General features: G+C 38.0%; 18 protein-coding genes. 16 read left to right on the top strand and 2 right to left on the bottom strand.

From position 1 onward, the window contains the following. Positions 1 to 236 precede the first annotated feature (236 nt). A complete protein-coding gene (gene rocF / locus ACFX4E_RS26105) occupies positions 237 to 1,136 on the top strand; it encodes an arginase (RefSeq protein WP_025753445.1) in 900 nt (299 codons plus the stop codon). An 82-nt stretch (positions 1,137 to 1,218) separates the two neighbouring features. On the opposite strand, the gene ACFX4E_RS26110 is transcribed toward rocF, so the two are convergent. Beyond that, positions 1,219 to 1,380, bottom strand: a complete 162-nt coding sequence (locus tag ACFX4E_RS26110; RefSeq protein ID WP_013054968.1) for an aspartyl-phosphate phosphatase Spo0E family protein — start codon at positions 1,378 to 1,380, stop codon at positions 1,219 to 1,221. A 164-nt stretch (positions 1,381 to 1,544) separates the two neighbouring features. Here ACFX4E_RS26110 and sigW point away from each other — a divergent pair, with 164 nt between their 5' ends. The 13 genes from sigW to ACFX4E_RS26175 all read left to right on the top strand — a co-directional run bounded on the left by sigW (position 1,545) and on the right by ACFX4E_RS26175 (position 17,999). After that, positions 1,545 to 2,108, top strand: coding sequence for an RNA polymerase sigma factor SigW (gene sigW, locus ACFX4E_RS26115; RefSeq protein ID WP_013054969.1), 564 nt, complete (start codon positions 1,545 to 1,547; stop codon positions 2,106 to 2,108). A 14-nt stretch (positions 2,109 to 2,122) separates the two neighbouring features. After that, a complete protein-coding gene (locus tag ACFX4E_RS26120; protein ID WP_013081391.1) occupies positions 2,123 to 2,728 on the top strand; it encodes an anti-sigma factor family protein in 606 nt (201 codons plus the stop codon). Positions 2,729 to 2,920: 192 nt separating this feature from the next. Then, positions 2,921 to 3,742, top strand: coding sequence for a diadenylate cyclase CdaA (gene cdaA, locus ACFX4E_RS26125; RefSeq protein WP_013054971.1), 822 nt, complete (start codon positions 2,921 to 2,923; stop codon positions 3,740 to 3,742). Beyond that, complete coding sequence (locus tag ACFX4E_RS26130) at positions 3,735 to 5,297, top strand: CdaR family protein (protein WP_028410400.1); 1,563 nt, start codon at positions 3,735 to 3,737, stop codon at positions 5,295 to 5,297. Before cdaA ends, ACFX4E_RS26130 begins: the two co-directional genes overlap by 8 nt. Before the next feature lie 28 nt (positions 5,298 to 5,325). Then, a complete protein-coding gene (gene glmM, locus ACFX4E_RS26135) occupies positions 5,326 to 6,672 on the top strand; it encodes a phosphoglucosamine mutase (protein WP_102814028.1) in 1,347 nt (448 codons plus the stop codon). A 430-nt stretch (positions 6,673 to 7,102) separates the two neighbouring features. Beyond that, positions 7,103 to 8,905, top strand: a complete 1,803-nt coding sequence (glmS, locus tag ACFX4E_RS26140) for a glutamine--fructose-6-phosphate transaminase (isomerizing) (RefSeq protein ID WP_028410402.1) — start codon at positions 7,103 to 7,105, stop codon at positions 8,903 to 8,905. An 862-nt stretch (positions 8,906 to 9,767) separates the two neighbouring features. Beyond that, positions 9,768 to 10,484 carry a YebC/PmpR family DNA-binding transcriptional regulator gene (locus ACFX4E_RS26145; RefSeq protein ID WP_013054976.1) on the top strand — a complete coding sequence of 239 codons (717 nt, stop codon included), beginning with the start codon at positions 9,768 to 9,770 and terminating at the stop codon, positions 10,482 to 10,484. Positions 10,485 to 10,777: 293 nt separating this feature from the next. Next, positions 10,778 to 11,134, top strand: coding sequence for an SH3 domain-containing protein (locus tag ACFX4E_RS26150; RefSeq protein WP_483879951.1), 357 nt, complete (start codon positions 10,778 to 10,780; stop codon positions 11,132 to 11,134). A 5-nt stretch (positions 11,135 to 11,139) separates the two neighbouring features. Then, positions 11,140 to 12,066 carry an SH3 domain-containing protein gene (locus tag ACFX4E_RS26155; protein ID WP_377580023.1) on the top strand — a complete coding sequence of 309 codons (927 nt, stop codon included), beginning with the start codon at positions 11,140 to 11,142 and terminating at the stop codon, positions 12,064 to 12,066. Between the two features lie 160 nt (positions 12,067 to 12,226). Beyond that, positions 12,227 to 14,125, top strand: coding sequence for a PTS mannitol transporter subunit IICBA (locus tag ACFX4E_RS26160; protein ID WP_377238979.1), 1,899 nt, complete (start codon positions 12,227 to 12,229; stop codon positions 14,123 to 14,125). A 60-nt stretch (positions 14,126 to 14,185) separates the two neighbouring features. Beyond that, the gene (locus tag ACFX4E_RS26165) at positions 14,186 to 16,276 is read left to right on the top strand and encodes a BglG family transcription antiterminator (RefSeq protein WP_377238978.1); all 2,091 of its coding nucleotides are present in this window, start codon (positions 14,186 to 14,188) and stop codon (positions 16,274 to 16,276) included. 5 nt (positions 16,277 to 16,281) lie between these two features. Beyond that, positions 16,282 to 17,424: a mannitol-1-phosphate 5-dehydrogenase gene (locus ACFX4E_RS26170; protein WP_377238977.1), complete on the top strand. Its 1,143-nt coding sequence runs from the start codon at positions 16,282 to 16,284 to the stop codon at positions 17,422 to 17,424. A gap of 89 nt (positions 17,425 to 17,513) precedes the next feature. Next, positions 17,514 to 17,999 carry a VOC family protein gene (locus ACFX4E_RS26175; RefSeq protein WP_377238976.1) on the top strand — a complete coding sequence of 162 codons (486 nt, stop codon included), beginning with the start codon at positions 17,514 to 17,516 and terminating at the stop codon, positions 17,997 to 17,999. A 37-nt stretch (positions 18,000 to 18,036) separates the two neighbouring features. On the opposite strand, the gene ACFX4E_RS26180 is transcribed toward ACFX4E_RS26175, so the two are convergent. Continuing rightward, entirely contained in the window at positions 18,037 to 18,573 is a 537-nt protein-coding gene (locus ACFX4E_RS26180) for a L,D-transpeptidase (RefSeq protein ID WP_102814024.1), read from the bottom strand. Between the two features lie 280 nt (positions 18,574 to 18,853). Here ACFX4E_RS26180 and mscL point away from each other — a divergent pair, with 280 nt between their 5' ends. Continuing rightward, positions 18,854 to 19,249: a large conductance mechanosensitive channel protein MscL gene (gene mscL, locus ACFX4E_RS26185; protein ID WP_025753425.1), complete on the top strand. Its 396-nt coding sequence runs from the start codon at positions 18,854 to 18,856 to the stop codon at positions 19,247 to 19,249. A gap of 195 nt (positions 19,250 to 19,444) precedes the next feature. Beyond that, the gene (locus tag ACFX4E_RS26190; protein ID WP_098966892.1) at positions 19,445 to 21,514 is read left to right on the top strand and encodes an LTA synthase family protein; all 2,070 of its coding nucleotides are present in this window, start codon (positions 19,445 to 19,447) and stop codon (positions 21,512 to 21,514) included. Positions 21,515 to 21,707: the final 193 nt, after the last annotated feature.

The raw sequence follows: 21,707 nt of genomic DNA on the forward strand, positions 1-21,707 counted from the left end.
GCCTTAGCTCAGCTGGGAGAGCGCCTGCCTTGCACGCAGGAGGTCAGCGGTTCGATCCCGCTAGGCTCCACCATACATATAAACGTACAACCTTTAAGCAATTTGCTTAAAGGTTTTTTTGTGCAGTTTCTACAAATTAGAATTGTATATATATTCAAAAAAGTGTCGAGTTGAGCCATCGCTCATTTAGCCGTTACAATAAGAGAGTAGCAACATTTGTGATGGGGGGACATATGATGAATAAGCTTTCAATTATTGGAGTACCAATGGATTTAGGTCAAACTCGCCGTGGGGTCGATATGGGGCCAAGTGCGATACGATATGCAGGTGTTATTGAACGCATCGAGAATATTGGCTATAGTGTAGAAGATAAAGGGAATATTGAAATTGCCTTAGCTGAACGAGTACATAGTGATGAAAATACAAACTTAAAGAATTTAAAAGCTGTAGCAGATGCTAGCGAGAGGCTTGCTCAGACCGTAAGTGATGTTATTACAAATAAAAGGTTTCCTTTAGTGCTAGGAGGAGATCACAGCATCGCTATCGGAACACTAGCAGGAGTAAGTCGTCATTATCAAAACTTGGGCGTGATTTGGTATGATGCACACGGAGATTTGAATACAGCAGATACGTCTCCTTCAGGAAATATTCACGGTATGCCATTGGCGGCAAGTATAGGTATAGGAGACGACGCATTGACTCGAATTGGCGGTTATACACCTAAAGTCAAGCCAGAAAATATTGTGATTATCGGAGCACGTTCTTTAGATGAAGGAGAAAAAGAGCTAATAAAGGAAAAAGGAATTAAAGTGTATACGATGCATGAGATAGATCGAATGGGTATGACAAAAGTAATGGAAGAAACAATTTTATATTTGCGTGATAAAACAGATGGGGTTCATCTATCACTCGATTTAGATGGACTGGATCCACATGATGCACCTGGAGTAGGAACGCCAGTTATCGGTGGAATAAGCTACAGAGAAAGTCATTTAGCTATGGAGATGTTGGCAGAATCTCAGCTAATCACTTCTGCGGAGTTTGTGGAAGTGAATCCTATTTTAGATGAACGGAATAAAACAGCTACCGTAGCTGTTGCATTAATGGGCTCACTTTTAGGAGAAAAATTAGTATAAAACATTAGTACCTACCAAAAGGTACATCAAACATATATGAAGGTAAAAAAAAGAAGCTCTTAGTTCGGATTCGAGAGCTTCTTTATATAGAGAAAAACTTTTCATATTCATTTAATAAACCATCTAACTCTGAACTTACTCTTACTACTGTTAGTGATGATAAAGGGTTTTCTGCTGCAAGGGTGACCATGTTATTTCTGCATTCTTCAATTTGATTCAAAAGGTTCTCTTTTGTATGAGTCAAGCTTTCCACTCCTCTTCTTTTCATCTATACTAATTACATAACCTACGTACGATCTTTTTAAACATATTTGACAAATTTTTGTTAAAATAATTAAGCATAAGTGAAACTTTATGATAAAGTACACGTATATATACTATCCCGCAATGGGCGGAGGTAACCGTTACATGGATTTATTATTAAAAAGGAAAATAAAAAAAGTAAAAAAAGGTGACCAGGATGCGTTTGCTGACATAGTAGAATATCACAAGGATAAACTTTTTCATCTATGTTATCGAATGTTAGGAAACCGGGAAGAAGCGCAAGACGCTGCACAAGAGGCGTTTATTCGAGCCTATGTAAATATTCATAGCTATGACACGAGTAAAAAATTTTCCACCTGGTTATATCGAATTGCTACAAATCTTTGTATTGATCGAATTCGTAAAAAAAAGCCAGACTATTATTTAGATGCAGAAGTAGCCGGGACCGACGGGTTAAATATGTACTCTCAAATAGCTGCCGATCAGGCTTTACCAGAGGAAGAACTAGAGCAAGTAGAATTGCAAGAATTCATTCAGTCGGAAATATTAAAGCTACCTGAGAAATATCGAACTGTCATTGTCCTAAAATATATAGATGAGCTGTCGTTAAAAGAAATCAGCGATATTTTAGACCTGCCGCTTGGTACGGTAAAGACTAGAATTCACAGAGGACGTGAAGCTTTAAGAAATCGACTTCGCCACTTGTAAGGAGTGAACTAAGAATGAAATGTCCAAAAATGTATGTAAATCTCATTCATGAACATTTGGATGGAGATATTACAAAAGAAAATGAACTATTATTAAAAGAGCATTTGCATCAATGCAAAGGTTGTCAGCAGCATATGCATCAGTTAAAAAGAACCATTGCATTTGTGCAAAGCACTTCTCATATAGAATTACCTATGAACTTTACAGCAGGTGTTATGGCTGGGTTACCGCGTGAGAAGAATCGAATTCGAATGAATAGATGGTTTACAAACCACCCGATTCTTAGTGCAGCTGCTGTATTTGTGCTGTTAATGTCCGGCACCGTGTTTTCAGCTTGGGAAACGGATGAAGACTTTTCTGTTTCAAAGCAGCCGAACTTGGTCATTCACGATAAAACAGTCGTTGTACCAAAAGGTGAGACCGTCAAAGGTGATATTACTGTGAGAAATGGCGATATTAAAATTGAAGGAAAAGTAGATGGAAATGTTACTGTTATACATGGTGATAAGTACCTAGCTTCTGCAGGAGAAGTGACAGGCAATATTGAAGAGTTAGACAAGATTTTTGACTGGGTGTGGTATAACGTCAAAACTCATGCCAAACAAGCTGTTGACTTTTAATAGTTGAAACATACAACCGTCCGCTTATCTTGTTAGAGAGGAATAGTGGACGGTTTTATTTATATAAAAAGAAGGCTACATTATATAGGAACAAGGATTTAAAAATAAGATGTAATTTACAGTGTAATTTTGTTTTATGGTATAATAAAACGGTTATGTTATCTTTATTACATATATAGAGGAAGTGAGAAGATGCCTATTGGAGACCTGCCAATCCTCTCATATTTAGGAAAAATTGTTGATGTTCTCCTGGTATGGTTCGTCATATATAAATTAATTATGGTCATAAGAGGTACAAAAGCAGTACAGCTTTTAAAAGGAATCACGGTGATTTTAGTTGTCCGCTTTATAAGTAACTTCCTTGGACTAAATACGCTGCAATGGTTAATGGACCAAGCGTTAACGTATGGGTTTTTAGCTATCATTATTATCTTCCAGCCGGAGCTGCGCCGAGCGCTTGAACAGCTTGGGAGAGGACGTTTGTTTTCACGCAGTAATTTGCCTGAAGAGGATGAACGTACCGTTACGATTGAGGCGATTATAAAAGCAACGCATTATATGGCTAAAAGACGCATAGGTGCATTGATCTCAATCGAAAGAGAGACGGGTATGGGTGACTATATCGAAACAGGTATACCGCTCAACTCTAATATTTCTTCTGAATTATTAATCAACTTATTTATACCGAATACACCACTTCATGATGGAGCGGTTATTTTACAGCGGGATCAAGTAGCCGCTGCAGCATGTTACTTACCTTTATCTGAAAGTCCTTTTATTTCAAAAGAATTAGGTACTCGCCATCGTGCTGCTGTAGGAATAAGTGAAGTAACAGATAGTGTGACTGTTATTGTATCTGAAGAAACTGGAGGCATTTCCGTTACCAAAAATGGTGAATTGTATCGTGAATTGACAATTGATACATTGAGAGAAATGCTCGAAAAAGAATTAGTCACAACTTCTAAAGCAACTTCTTCCACTCGTTGGCAATGGAGGTTGAAGAAGAATGGATAAATTGATGAATCGATCGTGGGTTATGAAAATTATCGCGTTGCTGTTAGCCTTCATGTTATATTTATCTGTTAATTTAGATGATGGTGCCAGTTCATCAAATAAGTTTCTGAACCGAAGCAGTTCTGCCAACACCGGAGTAGAAACATTAACAGATGTTCCGGTTCAAGTATCCTACAATGAGAAGAACAGAATTGTAAGAGGTGTTCCGGATACGGTTATTATGACACTGGAAGGTCCTAAAAATATTTTGGCTCAAACAAAGCTACAAAAAGATTATCAAGCTTATATTGACCTTGATAATTTAAGCTTAGGACAGCATAGAGTCAAGGTTCAGTATCGAAATATCTCTGATAATTTAAACGTAGTGGTTAAGCCTGATATTGTAAACGTAACAATTGAAGAACGCGATTCAAAGCAGTTTTCAGTAGAGGCAAGCTACGATAAAAACAAGGTGAAGAATGGATATGAAGCAGGGGAAGCAACCGTTAGTCCAAGAGCCGTCACGGTAACGGGCGCATCAAGTCAATTAGACCAAGTTGCTTATGTGAAAGCTATTATTGATTTAGATAATGCTTCAAAAACAGTCACGAAACAAGCAACTGTTGTCGCACTAGACAAGAATTTAAATAAATTGAATGTAACAGTTCAACCAGAAACGGTCAATGTAACAATCCCAGTGAGAAATATTAGTAAAAAAGTGCCGATCGATGTGATTCAAGAAGGCACGCCAGGCGACGGTGTCAATATTACGAAGCTAGAGCCTAAAACAGATACAGTAAAAATTATAGGTCCATCTGATTCTTTAGAAAAAATCGATAAAATTGATAATATTCCAGTCGATGTTACCGGTATTACGAAATCTAAAGATATTAAGGTGAACGTCCCTGTTCCAGACGGAATAGATAGTGTAAGTCCTAAACAAATTACCGTTCATGTGGAAGTAGACAAACAAGGTGATGAGCAAGACGCAGAAGAAACGGATGCAAGTGCAGCTGAGACTAAGTCATTTAAGAATTTACCGGTTTCTTTAACTGGTCAATCCTCAAAGTACACTTATGAACTGCTTTCTCCTACTTCAGTAGATGCGGATGTAAAAGGACCAAAATCTGATTTAGATAAGTTAACGAAAAGCGGCATTACCTTGTCAGCGAATGTAGGGAATTTATCTGCCGGGGAGCACACGGTTCCTATTATAATAAATAGTCCCGACTCTGTTACATCGACTCTATCGACTAAACAGGCAAAAGTTCGTGTAACAGCGAAAAAACAATCAGGGACAAATGATGAGCAAACAGATAAAGAAACAAGTGGAAGCACGAGCGATAGCGATAAAGAAACAAAGCCAGACACGGGAACTGGATCAGGATCGGGAACAAATCCTGGGACGGGAAATTCAGGTGATTCAACTGATAAACCAAGCGAAGAGACTGATACACCTGAAGATAATACAGATACACCAACAGATAGTACAGAAACTGGTGACGACAGTAGTAATCAAAGTGATGAAAATTCTACACCCGTAGATGGACAGACAGATAATACATCAGGAAACTAAATGTTTTGACATGAAGGAGAGAAAATTAATGGGTAAGTATTTTGGAACAGACGGAGTACGAGGAGTTGCCAATAGTGAATTAACTCCTGAGCTTGCTTTTAAAATTGGACGCTTAGGTGGTTACGTTCTAACAAAAGATTCAGAGCGACCAAAAGTATTAATCGGACGCGATACACGCGTTTCTGGTCATATGTTAGAAGGAGCGCTTGTTGCAGGATTGCTTTCAATTGGAGCAGAAGTTATGCGACTAGGCGTTATTTCAACTCCAGGGGTAGCGTATTTAACAAAAGCACTTGGCGCACAAGCAGGAGTCATGATCTCTGCTTCGCATAACCCAGTTCAAGATAACGGAATTAAATTCTTTGGTCCAGATGGATTTAAACTTTCAGATTCCCAAGAGAATGAAATTGAAGCGTTAATGGATAGTGAAACAGATCAATTACCAAGACCTGTTGGGGGAGACTTAGGTCAGGTAAATGACTACTTCGAAGGTGGACAAAAATATCTTCAATACTTAAAACAAACGGTTGATGAAGACTTCTCAGGTATTCATGTGGCATTAGACTGTGCGCACGGGGCAACGTCATCGTTAGCAGCACATTTATTTGCGGATTTAGATGCAGATATCTCTACAATGGGGGCATCTCCAAACGGATTAAACATCAATGACGGTGTAGGATCTACACATCCAGAAGCATTAAGTACCTTCTTAAAAGAAAAAGGAGCGGATGTTGGATTAGCATTTGATGGAGACGGAGATCGTTTAATTGCAATCGATGAAAAAGGCGAGATTGTAGACGGTGATCAAATTATGTTCATTTGTGCAAAATACTTATATGAACAAGGACGTTTAAAGAAAAACACGCTTGTTTCTACCGTTATGAGTAACTTAGGCTTCTATAAAGCACTAGAAGCTAGCGGGATTGAAAGTGCACAAACTGGTGTAGGAGACCGTTATGTAGTAGAAGAAATGAAAGCTAATCAATATAACCTAGGTGGAGAACAGTCAGGTCATATTATTTTCTTAGATTACAACACAACAGGTGACGGTATGCTTTCAGCTATTCAGCTTGTAAACATTATGCAAGCAACGAAAAAGCCTTTATCAGAATTAGCAGCTGAAATGAAAAAATATCCTCAGCTTCTTGTAAATGTAAAAGTAACAGATAAGCATCATGTTACAGATAACGAGAAGGTAAAAGTGGTTATTGAAGAAGTGGAAAAAGAAATGAACGGTAATGGCCGAGTACTTGTACGCCCTTCAGGAACAGAGCCGTTAGTACGTGTTATGGTTGAAGCACAAACACAAGAAGAATGTGAAACTTATGTAACGCGTATCGTAGAAGTAGTAAAAGAAGAAATGGGCTTAGAGTAATTCATTAATTATATGCATAAGCGGTGACGTTTCAAGCTGCTTATGCATATTTTTATATTGTTGAGAAAAATTCTTGGAAATTATCTAATGCTAAAGGCTGTTTTTACAGATAGTAAAGAAGATAATTGACGTTTTCTCACTTCTTATTGTAATATTAAATCTGTTCGTCTCTTAATTTATGTAAAGGAGTGAACAATCTATTTTAAAAGTGAATACAAAGCGCCTGAACTAAGTAAAGGGACGGAAACGACTTAGTTGACGAGGAGGAGGTTTATCGAAGTATCGGCGGATGCCTCCCGGTTGTTGATTATCACGGCCGAAAACTTGATGTGAAAAACAATGAGGTGACTTATTGGACAAAAGCATTGAGATGATAATCATTGATGATGAAAAGAGACTCTCTTTTCATACATGAAGGAGGATTTTATCTATGTGCGGAATTGTAGGATATATTGGAACAGAAGATTCGAAAGAAATTTTATTACGTGGTCTTGAAAAGTTAGAATATCGTGGCTATGACTCAGCGGGTATTGCAGTTGTTAACAATGAAGGCGTACACGTATTCAAAGAAAAAGGCCGTATTGCAGAATTGCGTCAGGCAGTAGATCACAGTGTTGTAGCACCAGCAGGTATCGGTCATACGCGTTGGGCAACTCATGGTGTACCAAGCCAAGAAAATGCTCACCCGCATCAAAGTACATCTGGACGCTTCACACTTGTGCATAACGGTGTAATTGAAAACTATGCTATTTTGAAACGTGAATATTTACAAGATGTAACGTTCAAAAGCGAAACGGATACAGAAGTAATCGTTCAGTTAATTGAAAAAATCGCAGCAGAAGGCTTAGATGTAGAAGAAGCGTTCCGTAAGACAGTAAGCTTGCTTCACGGTTCTTATGCACTAGCTCTTGTTGATAACGAAGATAAAAATACAATCTACGTAGCTAAAAACAAAAGCCCGCTTCTTGTAGGTGTTGGCGAAGGATTTAACGTTGTAGCGAGTGATGCTATGGCAATGCTTCAAGTAACAGATCAGTACGTAGAATTAATGGATAAAGAAACAGTAATTGTGACAAAAGAAGGCGTAACAATTAAAACGCTTGATGGTGAAGTGGTAGAAAGAGCACCTTATACAGCAGAGCTTGATGCAAGTGATATTGAAAAAGGTACGTACCCTCACTATATGTTAAAAGAAATTGATGAGCAGCCTTTAGTTGTTCGTAAAATCATTCAAGAGTACCAAAATGAGAACAATGAACTGCACATTGATGCAGACATTTTAGGAGCGATGGATGAAGCAGACCGCATCTATATCGTAGCATGTGGAACAAGCTATCATGCAGGCCTAGTAGGTAAACAATTCATTGAAACGTGGGCGAAGGTTCCAGTAGAAGTGCACGTAGCAAGTGAATTCTCTTATAACATGCCGCTTTTATCTGAAAAGCCATTGTTTATCTTTATCTCTCAAAGTGGAGAAACAGCTGACAGCCGTGCAGTATTAGTTCAAATTAAAGAACTAGGTTACAAAGCGTTAACAATCACAAACGTTCCGGGATCAACATTATCTCGTGAATCTGATTATACGTTATTACTTCATGCAGGTCCGGAAATTGCTGTAGCATCAACAAAAGCTTATACAGCTCAATTAGCAGTGCTGTCAATTCTAGCGGCTGTAACAGCAAAAACACGCGGCATTGAATTAGAATTTGATTTAGTTCAAGAGTTAGCAATCGTAGCAAACACAATGGAAGTACTTTGCGACGACAAAGAAGAAATGGAAAGCATTGCTCTTCAATTCTTAGCAACAACTCGCAACGCATTCTTTATTGGACGTTCTGTTGATTATTATGTAGGTTTAGAAGGTGCGTTAAAACTAAAAGAAATCTCTTACATCCAAGCAGAAGGATTTGCTGGAGGAGAGCTTAAGCACGGAACAATCGCTTTAATTGAAAACAATACGCCAATTATTGCATTAGCAACACAAGAACATGTAAACTTAAGCATCCGTGGTAACGTAAAAGAAGTAGTAGCACGTGGAGCTAATCCTTGTATCATTTCAATGAAAGGATTAGAAACAGAAGAAGATCGCTACGTGATTCCGAAAGTTCATGAAACACTTTCACCACTAGCAGCGGTTATTCCTTTACAATTAATCTCTTACTACGCTGCATTGCACCGCGATTGCGATGTAGATAAACCACGTAACTTAGCAAAATCAGTTACTGTAGAATAATAAGGTTCTAGACACCCTTCTATTTATAGAAGGGTGTTTTTGTATATAATTCCCATTGAGCTAAAAAATATATTTGCTTGCTCAATTTATTTTATATAATAGAGTAGGTAAATGAACGAAACTCACTTATAAAAAAGGAAGTGAAAAGTATTAGTGGAGTAGCTCAAAGTATCAAGTACGTGTTGCGAGGCATCTTTTTTGTCTTGTATTTTCCCTTTTATTTTGTATTTCAAATTTTGTGTAAGCTATGGATATATTTTATCGCTAAGCCCCTCATATGGATAGGAACAAGAATTATTCAACCTGTCATTGATTTCATTTGGAGATACATTATACGTTTCTTGTTCGTTTATCCTATTTCTTGGCTATGGAGTGTCCTCATCTATCCTTTTATTCTCTTCGTTTGGAAACGATGTTTTTTGCCTATAACTAGATTTATATGGAAGTACGTTTTATACCCTGTGTTGTATCTAGTTTGTTACCCTTGTTATCTTTTCTGGAAATATGTTGTGATGCCATTTTACAATGAAATTGTTATTCCTGTGGTTTCATTTTGTCAGCGTATATTCCTCTGTTTCTGGAAAGGAGTTAAGTGGATCGTAATTCATATGATCTACTATCCTTTACGGTGGATTTGGATGAGATGTATATACAAACCGCTTAAAAATGTATATACAAAAATCATTCAGCCGGTTATCAAATGGTTTTCTCATTTATTTAGTTAATGAAATATACCAAAAGATTGCTTTTCTTTTTTAAGTATTAAACTCGAAAGGTAAGAGGGAATTGATGTATAATAAAGACGGATATATCATTGCCTATTTATTTTATTAGATTCAATTTTGAAAGAGAGTGAAACAATATGGGCCGTAAGTGGAACAATATTAAAGAAAAGAAAGCGTCAAAAGATGCTAATACAAGTCGTATATATGCCAAGTTTGGCCGTGAGATTTATGTGGCTGCGAAACAAGGCGAGCCAGATCCAGAATCAAACCAAGCGTTAAAAGTTGTATTGGAACGCGCGAAAACATACAATGTGCCAAAAGCAATTATTGACCGTGCGATTGAAAAAGCAAAAGGCGGATCAGAAGAAAATTACGATAATCTTCGTTACGAAGGTTTTGGACCAAATGGCTCAATGGTTATCGTAGATGCTCTTACGAATAACGTAAACAGAACAGCTTCAGACGTGCGTGCTGCTTTTGGTAAAAACGGCGGTAATATGGGAGTAAGCGGATCAGTAGCGTACATGTTTGATCCAACAGCTGTTATTGGTGTAGAAGGTAAGGATGAAGAAGAGACGCTAGAACTGTTAATGGAAGCAGATGTAGACGTGCGTGACATTTTAGAGGAAGAAGATTCTGTAATTGTTTATGCTGATCCGGATCAATTCCATGCGGTACAAAAAGCGTTCAACGATGCTGGTATTACGGAATTTACAGTAGCTGAGCAAACGATGCTTGCTCAAAATGATGTCACTCTTCCTGAAGATGCACAAGCTCAGTTTGAAAAAATGATTGATGCATTAGAAGACTTAGAAGATGTGCAGCAAGTATATCACAACGTTGATTTAGGATAATAGTGAAAGAGGCAGACCTATCAAGGAGGTCTGTCTTTTTTTATAGGCCGTGTGAAAAGCATCTATTGACCCTTTCCCTTCGTTTGGAATATGGTAAGATAATGAATTAAGAATAGAAAATAGTAGAATTTTATAAGAGATAAATGGAGGGAAAGCAGTTGAAAAAATTAATGGTGGGGATGGCGTTAACAGCTACACTTGCAACGGCTGTAACGCCTGGCTTTGGCTCAATCGGGGGAAATCAAGAAAAGGCATATGCAGCAGCGACGGTTACATATAAAGTAACGGCAAGCATGCTAAATGTGAGAAGCGGAGCGGGAACGACTTACGGGATTATCGGCAGCGTAGTGAAAGGTCAAACGCTATCTGTGATGAGCAAAAGCGGAAGCTGGTACAAAATTAACTATAACGGCCGCACGGGCTATGTAAGCAGCGATTATGTACAAGCATCAGGAACAGCAACTCCACCAGCAGAAAGCACAACGTATACAGTAACGGCAAGCATGCTGAATGTAAGAAGCGGAGCAGGTACCAATTATGCATCCATAGGAAGTGTGACAAAAGGTCAGAAGCTGTCTGTGGTGAGCAAAAGCGGAAGCTGGTACAAAATTAACTATAACGGCCGCACNGTACCAATTATGCATCCATAGGAAGTGTGACAAAAGGTCAGAAGCTGTCTGTGGTGAGCAAAAGCGGAAGCTGGTACAAAATTAACTATAACGGCCGCACGGGCTACGTAAGCAGCGATTATGTACAAGCATCAGGAACAGCAACGCCACCAGCAGAAAGCACAACGTACACAGTAACGGCAAGCACCCTGAATGTAAGAAGCGGAGCAGGTACCAATTATGCATCCATAGGAAGTGTGACAAAAGGTCAGAAGCTGTCTGTGGTGAGCAAAAGCGGAAGCTGGTACAAAATTAACTATAACGGCCGCACAGGCTATGTAAGCAGTGACTATGTACAGGCTTCAGCTACAACATCGCCAAAGCTCGTAGTGGATTCTTTTAAAACGTTAGGTAACGCTCAGCAAGTCATCTTGGTTACAGCAGATAACTACGATACGAAGTCTGCTAAAATTCAAACGTTTGAAAAAGTTGATGGAAAATGGAAGCAAGTTTTAACCGCGAACGGTGTACTTGGACAAAAAGGATTCGCTTTATCGAAAAAGGAAGGAGATATGGAATCTCCGACAGGGAAATATACAATTGGCACAGCATTCGGACGCTATGCAAATCCTGGAACTAAGCTTCCATATCGAAAGATTACAGCAAATGATGTGTGGGTAGACGATTCAAAAAGCTCTCTATATAATACGTGGCAGCAAAAGCCGGCGAATGGCCGCTGGACGAGCGCTGAGAACATGGACATCCCCGCTTACGATTATGGGTTTGTCATTAATTATAATGAATCTAGAACGCCAGGAAAGGGAAGTGCAATCTTCTTCCATGTAGGAACAAATTATACCGCAGGATGTACGGCTACTTCTAAAGAACAAGTTGTCTCTATTTTAAAATGGTTAAATCCAGAGAAAAATCCGGTTATTATTCAATCTCCTGTAAGTGAATTAGATAAATATTAAGTTAGAAAGCAGCTGAACTTTTACAGTTCAGCTGCTTTTTTATGTAATTAAAAGCTTTGTCTGTCTGTGGTACGACAAAGTTAGTTTTCCTATTCATTGAATGAAAGCGTTTAATCTCTTACGATTAAAGTATCATCACGTAGAGAAAGGAAGAGAGCAAATGGCTCAATCTAATATAAAAGTAGCTGTACAAAAGTTTGGGAACTTTCTAAGTTCAATGGTTATGCCAAATATCGGAGCATTTATTGCATGGGGACTTATTACTGCTTTATTTATTCCAACAGGCTTTTTTCCAAATGAAAGCCTTGCCAAACTAGTGGATCCAATGGTCAAGTATTTGCTTCCGCTGCTAATCGGCTACACAGGAGGAAAGCTTGTACACGATCAGCGTGGAGGCGTTGTAGGTGCTATCGCGACCATGGGCGTCATCGTTGGATCTGATATTCCGATGTTTCTAGGCGCTATGATTATGGGACCGCTTGGCGGTTACATCATCAAGAAGTTTGATCAGTTTATTGAAGGTAAAGTCAAAACAGGATTCGAGATGTTAATTAATAACTTCTCAGCAGGTATTCTTGGAGGAATTCTAGCAATTCTAGCCTTTTTAGGCGTTAGTCCAGCCGTGGACGGATTTACAGGCGCGCTTGTAGTGGGTGTAGATTGGATGGTTGCACATGGCCTTCTTCCACTTACAAGTATTCTAATTGAACCAGCTAAAATTTTATTCTTAAACAATGCTATTAATCACGGTATCTTATCTCCAATCGGAGCAGAACAAATTCGAACAAACGGACAGTCAATTCTATTGTTATTAGAAACAAATCCTGGTCCGGGATTAGGAATTTTGTTAGCGTATTGCTTCTTTGGAAAAGGAACAGCAAAACAGTCAGCGCCGGGAGCGGCCATCATTCATTTTATTGGCGGAATTCACGAAATTTACTTCCCTTACGTTTTAATGCGTCCGCTTCTAATCATTGCGGCTATTTTAGGCGGAATGAGCGGCGTATTTACATTTGTTCTTTTAGGCGGAGGCTTACAAGCGGTTGCTTCACCGGGAAGTATTTTGGCTATTTTAGCTGCTACACCAGGTAATGCAGGCAGCTATGTTGCAAATATCTCCGGTGTTCTCGTTGCAGCCGTCGTATCGTTTATTGTAGGTTCGTTAATTTTAAAAACGGGCAAGCAAACGGAAGATTTGGATGAAGCAGCTCGCAAAATGCAAGAGATGAAAGGCAAGAAGAGCTCTGTAGCAGGAAGCTTTACAAAACAGCAAGGCGAAGTACAAGTACCAGCAAGCGTTCAGAAAATTGTTTTTGCCTGTGACGCAGGTATGGGATCGAGTGCGATGGGCGCCTCTCTTCTTCGCAAGAAAGTTAAACAAGCAGATTTAAATATTTCGGTAACGAATACAGCGATCAGTAATATTCCAAGTGATGCTCAAATCGTTATTACACAGGAAGAGCTAACGCCAAGAGCTCAAAACAAAGTTCCAGATGCGTATCATATCTCGGTTGATAATTTTCTATCTAGTCCGGAATATGACAAACTAATTGATCAACTAAAAAATGATCATACTACTTCTAAAGCGGAAAAAGAAAAAAGAGTATCTGCAGAAAATAATACAGATAGTAATGATGGTTTATTAAAAGAAGAAAACGTTTTCTTAAATCAGCACTTTTCTTCTAAGGAAGAAGCAATTCGATTTGCAGGGAGCGTGTTAGTAAAAGGCGGATATGTAGAAGAAAACTACGTTGAAGCGATGATTGAGCGCGACAATATGACTTCTACTTATATGGGAAATGACGTAGCGATTCCGCACGGTACGGAAGAAGCGAAAAAGAACGTTTTAAGATCTGGTTTTACAGTGATTCAAGTGCCAGAAGGCGTTGATTTTGATGGTGAGAAAGTTCGTTTGATTTTTGGAATTGCCGGAAAAGACGGCACCCATTTAGAAATTTTATCTGGTATCGCGATTACATGTTCTGATATGGACAATATTGAAAAGATGGTTCATACCAAATCAGCTAAAGAATTAATGGCTATTATTCAAAGTAACTAACGGGATAGAAAGGCATGGAGATGCCTTTTTATCCTTTGTTTATAAATAAGAAAAGAGTTGATGTTCTTGTTTATTACTTCAAGAGAAAAATCAATCATTGAGTTAATTATTAAAACGGCAGGAAAACATACAGCCCTTACACTTGCTACTTTTTTGAATGTAAGTGTAAGAACCGTTCACAGAGATTTGAAGGCAATTGAATCAATACTTGAAAAATTTGATTTGAAGCTGATTCGTACACAAGATGAAGGACTAATGATTGAAGGTAAAAATGAACAAATTTTTCGTCTTATTCAAGAGCTGATGAAGATTAAAACGACGGATCAGTCTCCACAGGAAAGAAAATTAATTCTTTTAATTCTTCTTCTAGAAGAAGGGGATTCATTTAAATTACAAACGCTGGCTAAAGACTTAGAAGTAAGTATCACTACACTAACTGCTTATTTAGATGAATTAACAGAGTGGTTAACCACATTTGACGTTCTCCTTCATCGAAAAAGAGGGGTGGGAGTAGAGGTTCAAGCTACTGAAGCCAATAAACGGAAAGCATTAGCTAATTATTTTCTTGTTCACTTTAGTGAGGAGTTAATTGAGTGCTTGTTTTTAGCAGAAAATCAGCAGCATACGGATGAAACAATTTTGCATTATTTTTATCCAGATTATTTGGCAGAAGTAGACGGAATTGTACATCGAGCGATTAATCAGCATCATTCTAAGCTGGCTGACAGCGATTATATAGGGCTCATTGTTCATATTTGCATTATGATACAGCGAACGAAAAAGCAAATGTATCTAGAAGACGACGGCGGCCAAACGGAAGAGCTGGCAAGTGAAGTGTTCTTAATGAAGGATATTTGCCGGGAAATTGAACGGGTATTTTCTCTTTCTTTTACAGAAAAAGATATTCATTTCTTAGCAGTGCGGCTACGTGCAGCAAAATTCCAAACTACTAGAGACGTATATTACGACAGCGTAGTGGTTGGGCAGATTATTAAGAATATGATTGCTCACGTTTCTGTTCAGCTTAACACCGACTTAACCGGTGATTTTTCCCTTTACCAGGGGCTGCTTGCTCATATGGAACCGGCAATTTTTCGTCTTAAGCAAAAAATGGAGCTTTTTAATCCATTAACAGAAGAGATTAAGAAAAAATACCCGGTTTTATTTATGGCTGTGAGAAACAGTATCGATCAAGAGCTGCCGGATTTAGTTTTTCCAGATGATGAAGTAGCATATCTTGTTTTGCATTTTGGTTCAACGCTAGTGCTAAAAGAAGAAGTCATGGAAATTCAGGCACTGATCGTCTGTCCAACTGGAATTGGCACTTCGAAAATGTTAGCTAGCCGTATTCGTAAAGAGATTCCGGAGATTAATTCAGTTGTCATTAAATCGGTAAAAGAAATCAAAGAAGCCGCGCTTGAAGGGTATGACGTAGTGATTTCAACAGTAAGACTGCCTTTTTTAAATGTCGATTACATTTTAGTCAATCCACTCTTAACCGAAGAGGATATTCAATCCGTCCAGAATTTTTTACAGAAAAACATTCAAAAGTTAACCAAAGATAAGGACTATAGCTCGTTCCAATATAAAAATAAGACCGTTTGTAAAGAAAAACCGTCTTTTGAGGAAACGATGAAACAAATTAAAGACGTGCATGGAAGTATCGAATCAATTCTTCAAAACCTTAGAATGTATCGATTTTCGGATGCAGTGAGTCACGATCAAGTGATTTCGCACGTAGTAAAAGCTGCTGAAAAAGAACGTTTAATAACCAATGCTAACTGCGTTATTCATCAGCTTAAGGAACGAGAAAACAAAGGCGGTTTAGGCATTCCGCAAACGAGCATGGCACTGTTCCATTGCCGTGAACATCACGTGAACGAGCTGATATTTCAGGTTTCACATTTAGAACAACCTTGCACAGTTAAAGGCATGGACGGAACAAATATGCAGGCGCGTAACCTTCTATTAATGCTCGCACCTGAAGAGTTAAGTGAAGCACAACAAGAAATTTTAAGTTTAATTAGTACCAGTTTAATTGAAGACCATGAAGCAATGATGATTTTTTCGTCCTCGAATGAAGAGATAATTCGCAAAAAGCTAGAGGATACGTTTCATGAGTACCTTCGAAATAATTTGATAAAGGAATGATTTTTGTGAAACAAGCAGTTCATTTTGGAGCAGGCAATATCGGTCGAGGATTCATTGGGGCATTGTTTTCTCAAAGCAACTATCACGTCACATTCGTAGATATTGCTGAAAAGATTATTAATCAGTTAAACACAGATGGAGGGTATAACGTAATAACAGCCGCAGAGCACCCCGAGACATTAGCTGTTCAAAACGTATCTGGTTTAAATAATCTGACACAAGAACAAGCAGTCATTAAAGCGATTAAAGAAGCAACGTACATTACGACGGCCATCGGACCGAACGTTCTGCCTCGCATTGCTCCTTTAATTGCTAAAGGTTTGGCTGAACGTGTAAAAGCAAGCGACGAAAATGTATATATTATTGCATGTGAAAATCAAATCTCTGCGACAGATTTATTAAAAGGCTATATTTTTGACGCGCTGGATGAAGAGACAAAAGCTCATATGATAAATAAGGTCTTTTTCTTCAATTCAGCTGTAGATCGTATCGTGCCTATTCAACATGACCAAGGTTCGCTTGATGTTTTAGTAGAATCCTATTATGAATGGGTAGTAGAGGCACCTGAAGATATTCCTTTTGTAGAAGGAATGACGATTGTGCCTGACCTTGCTCCTTTTATTGAAAGAAAGTTATTTACAGTGAATACGGGACACGCGGTGATTGCATATTTTGGTTATTTAAAAGGAAAAGAAACAATTGATCAAACGTTAAGAGATTCAGATATTTATGAACAAGTACAGCAAACACTACAAGAAACAGGAAACTATCTAATTGAAAGATATGACTTAGATAAAGAGGAGCACAAAGCCTATATTACTAAAATCATTGAACGCTTTAAAAATCCTCATTTAAATGATTCAGTTAAAAGGGTAGGAAGAGCGCCAATTCGCAAGCTTGGACCTCAGGATCGTTTGATTCGTCCAGCGCTAGAAGCAAAAAAAGCGGGCCTTTCTTATACCTATTTGGCAAAGGCTATTGCCGCTGCGCTTTTATTTGACCCGCAAGAAGATAAAGAGGCTATGAAGCTTCAAGCGAATATTCAGGAGTATGGTATTGAGTATGTATTAAAAGAGATTAGTTGGTTAGAGGCAAGTAATGATTTAACAAAAGAAATCATTGCTCAATATAATGCTTTAAAATCGTGAATGAATTTAGTACGTGTAAACAGTCCATTTTAAATGGGCTGTTTTTCTTTTAGCAGAAAGGGAATGTTTGTGTATAGGAGGGTGATAAAATGGTAGCTATTACGCACGTTGGATTAGCTGTGCCTGATGTAGAAAAAGCCGTGCAGTGGTATGAAAAAGTTTTAGGTTTTAAGCTGATTGCCGGTCCTTATACGTTTAATGCGGAGGAAGAACAAGCTGAAAATATGACTCAAGATTTACTGGGGTCTCATATCAAAAAGATGAAAAATGCTCACATGACAGCTGACAACCAGATAGGCATTGAACTGTTTGAATTTAATAAGCCGCAAATGCCTCTTGTATTAAAAGACAGCGATGAGCAGTATCAAAGTTATTTTCATATGTGTTTAATAGCCGATGACGTGGAAAAGTTGGCGGATAAAATCGAACAATCAGGCGGTAAAAAGCGAAGCCAAGTATGGAATACAAGACCTGGAAAACCTTATTACTTGGTTTATTGTGAAGATCCGTTTGGGAATATTATTGAGCTATATTCACACAGTACGGAGCTCATGTATGGGAATAGAGAAGAATAAAAGCTTATCCAGATTTTTTGGATAAGCTTTTATCTTTTCATAGCTGTCCGTAGCCGTATACTTTTGCCAGCTCTTCAAAGGTTTTTGATGAATACGTAATAGTTACCGATGTTCCTACTGCCACTTTATTGAATAATTCTTCGACATCCGCATTATGCATTCGTACGCAGCCGTGGCTTACATATTTGCCGATGCTATCTTCTGAGTTATTCCCATGAATAGCGTATGTGTCGCCGGTTGTTCCGTTTGCATTAAGCCCTAGCCAACGAGAGCCAAGAGGGTTATTAGGAGCGCCTCCTGCAATATGCCCTGTATAGTAAGGACGATTTTTAATTTTGTTGACAATCTTGAAAAAACCTACCGGCGTATCGCTCCATGTTTTTCCAGTAGCTACTGAATACGTCTTTTCTAACTTCCCATTATGAAAATAAGCAAGCTGATTTGTTTTTTTATTAATAATAATTAAATCTTTACTTGCTGTGTTTTCACTTGCATTCGCCGCACTTGCTGTATAAGAAATACTGATAATAGCTGCGAGACACAACGCCGCTGCTCGCAGTAGAATTTTTCTCACGTTCTAGCCATCTCCTCTATTGTTCGTTTACATATTTGATGAATTACATGCTATTAGTGTATAAAAGGAAAATGTACTGAATATGAACCTTTCCTGAATGAAAACTGAAAGTGCATCTTATTTATAAACGAATATAAAGTAAAAATCTGGGCAGAAATACAACTAAAGGTCTGGTACATATCTCATGAAAAAGAGAAAAACGAAAATGCACCTTGTCTGTTTAATTTAGGATGTATTATCATGAAGGTTTGAAATGAAGGGCAGGAGGTGGAACAAACAGATGCTTAAAGAATTTAAAGAGTTTGCTTTGCGTGGAAACGTATTGGATTTAGCTGTCGGTGTTATTATTGGAGCGGCATTTGGAAAAATTGTAACGTCTCTTGTAAATGATATTATTATGCCGCTGATTGGTTTGTTGTTAGCAGGGATAGACTTTAAAGATTTATCCTTCACGGTTGGAGATGCTACGGTATTATATGGATCTTTTATTCAAACAATTGTTGATTTCTTAATTGTCGCATTCTCGATTTTCTTATTTATTCGTTTCTTTAATCGTTTTAAGAGAAAAGAAGAAGAGAAAGTAGAGGAAGAAGTGGCTGTTCTCTCAAAAGAAGAAGAGATTTTAACAGAAATTCGTGATTTGCTAAAAGCACAAGCAGTGAAAGAGCGTTCATAACAGCAATTTTTACATACGTATAAAACGGCTAAGAGGCCCGTCTTTTCATAAGAAAAGCGGGCTTTTTTCGTGTGAAATTTCTCGGGAAATGTTAGTGGTATGATTATGGGAAAATTAGGCGTGAAAGCGAGAGAGATAGGAATGTTAAAATCATATTAAAAGTGTTAAGATATTGTAAATAGGAGGCTTAAGGTTATGTTTAAACATTTGTATCGTTCTTTGCCAATGCTGGCAGCGTATGGCCTGCTTAGCGTTTTTTTATACAGTGTTGTTATGTTTAATGTGTCAAATGACACAAAAATGTTGTTTGATTGGGCCCAAATCCATACAGCTGGGTTCGTAGTATTAATAGGAGGATGCTCACTTGTTTTATGGGCGCTCACTTTCTATTTGCTGCTTCGATTTAATCACATAGAGAGAATACAAGATTCGCAGTGGTATGCCATTTTTACGGCAATTGTGTTTTCAATTGCCGTAGCAGCCGTTTCTGCTATGGTTTTTGTTATCTATCATATTGATATACATAATCCAGGCAAAACAATAGAGTGGATGCAAGCATATCCCGAACGCTATCTTTTTACGGTATTTTTACTTTCGCTGTTAACACTAGCGATCATTATGCTAGTAGGGGAAGCTTATTTAGGAGCTGGAATTACCTTTGTTCTGTATTTTATTTTAGCTCTTGTAAACTATTACAAAAAAATCTTTCGAAATGAACCGTTGTTCCCGAACGATTTTATTCAGGCGAGCCAGTTAAAAGAAGTTATTCCGATGATTAAAGATTCGATTTCAATTCCTATTGTAATAGGAGTTATTGGATCTATTGTCGTACTGCTCGCTCTTTGGTTTTTCTTGCCGAAAATTAAAATTCGATGGTTTCTTCGAATTATTATGATTCTGCCGCTCATCTTTTTAATGAAATCATTTTTATTCTTTGAACACTCGTTTGCTCAAAAATATTATGATCAATATGCTGCGCTGATGCCTTGGAATCAGCAAAATAATTATTACTATAATGGACCTGTTATTGGCATGATTTCAAATGTTAAAACAGATGTGCTGCAAGAGCCGGATGACTACTCAGAAGAAGCTATGGCAAAAGTGGCAAAGCGCATTCAGTCAAAGGAAGAGAAAACACAAGAAAGCAAGACTGAAGTCAAACCAAACGTTGTGTTTGTGATGAACGAAACATTTTGGGACCCAACAAAGCTTAACGTGACGTTCTCTGAAGATCCAATGAAAAATACAAGAGAACTTCAAAAGAAATATCCTTCCGGATGGTCTTTAAGTCCTTCGTTTGGCGGGGAAACAGCTAATGTGGAGTTCGAAGCGCTGACGAGCTACTCTTTGTCTTTCTTTAACCCTGGAGGCCTTCCTTATCAGCATGTATTGAGTAAAAAAGAATATCCGTCTTTTGTTTCTTATTTAGAAAAGCAAGGCTATGCTACAACGGCTATGCATCCAAACAGCGGCATGCTTTATATGAGACAAAATGTATATCCAAACTTGGGATTTGATCAAGTGAAGTTTATTGATGAAATGAAGCATACACAAAAAGATAACAAAGAGTTTGTTTCTGATGAAGCAGTAGTTGATGAAGTACTCGATACGCTTCGCCAGTCGAAAAAGCCTGCATTTGTGCATGCTGTAACGATTGCAAATCATCTTCCTTATTCGGCGGATAAGTATAATGGTCAGGAAACCATTAAGGTAACCGGTAAAGGGTTATCACCGGAAATGCAAAAGGAAATTGAAATTTATGCTGAAGGAATTAAACGTTCAGATGCTGCTTTAAAACGATTGAACGATGAAATTCAAAAGCTGGACGAGCCGACCATTGTAGTATTTTGGGGAGATCATTTGCCGGCGCTTGGCCAAAACCTTCAAGCTTACAAAGAAACGGGTTTTGGAAACGAGAAAACGCAGCAAACATCTCAAAAATTTTATGAAACGCCGCTCTTATTTTTATCTAATTACGATACGAAAATAGATAAAAATCTCGGTACGATGAGTCCTATTTATATTGCTCCGACGCTTGCTCAATCTCTTGGTTACAAAAGTAATCTGTTCTACGATCAGTTGAATCAAATGAAAACAGAAGTGCCGGCTTTTCGTTCAAATATGTATATAGATTCGAAAGGAAAGCTAGTCGATGATCCGGCGGCGCTCTCTAAAAAAGCTGCAAAAGACCTTCAAGATTACCATGAAGTTGAGTTTGATACATTATCCGGGAAACAGTACGAAACGCATAAGTTGTATAAATAAAAATAAAAACTCCTTTTAATATAAAAGGAGTTTTTATTTTTTAAGTGTTTAAGGTTGTACTAAAAAATAATTCATGTATAATATTTTAAGGTTAAAAGTAAACTTTAAGTTAAGTAAAACAAAACTTGAGTTTGGAACAGCATGAACAATCATTCATGCTGTTTGCTAATTTTAAATACAGTTGAGGATCGAG

It is taken from the genome of Priestia sp. YIM B13491 (assembly GCF_042787605.1).
In the GTDB taxonomy this organism is placed as follows: Bacteria; Bacillota; Bacilli; order Bacillales; family Bacillaceae_H; genus Priestia; species Priestia megaterium_E.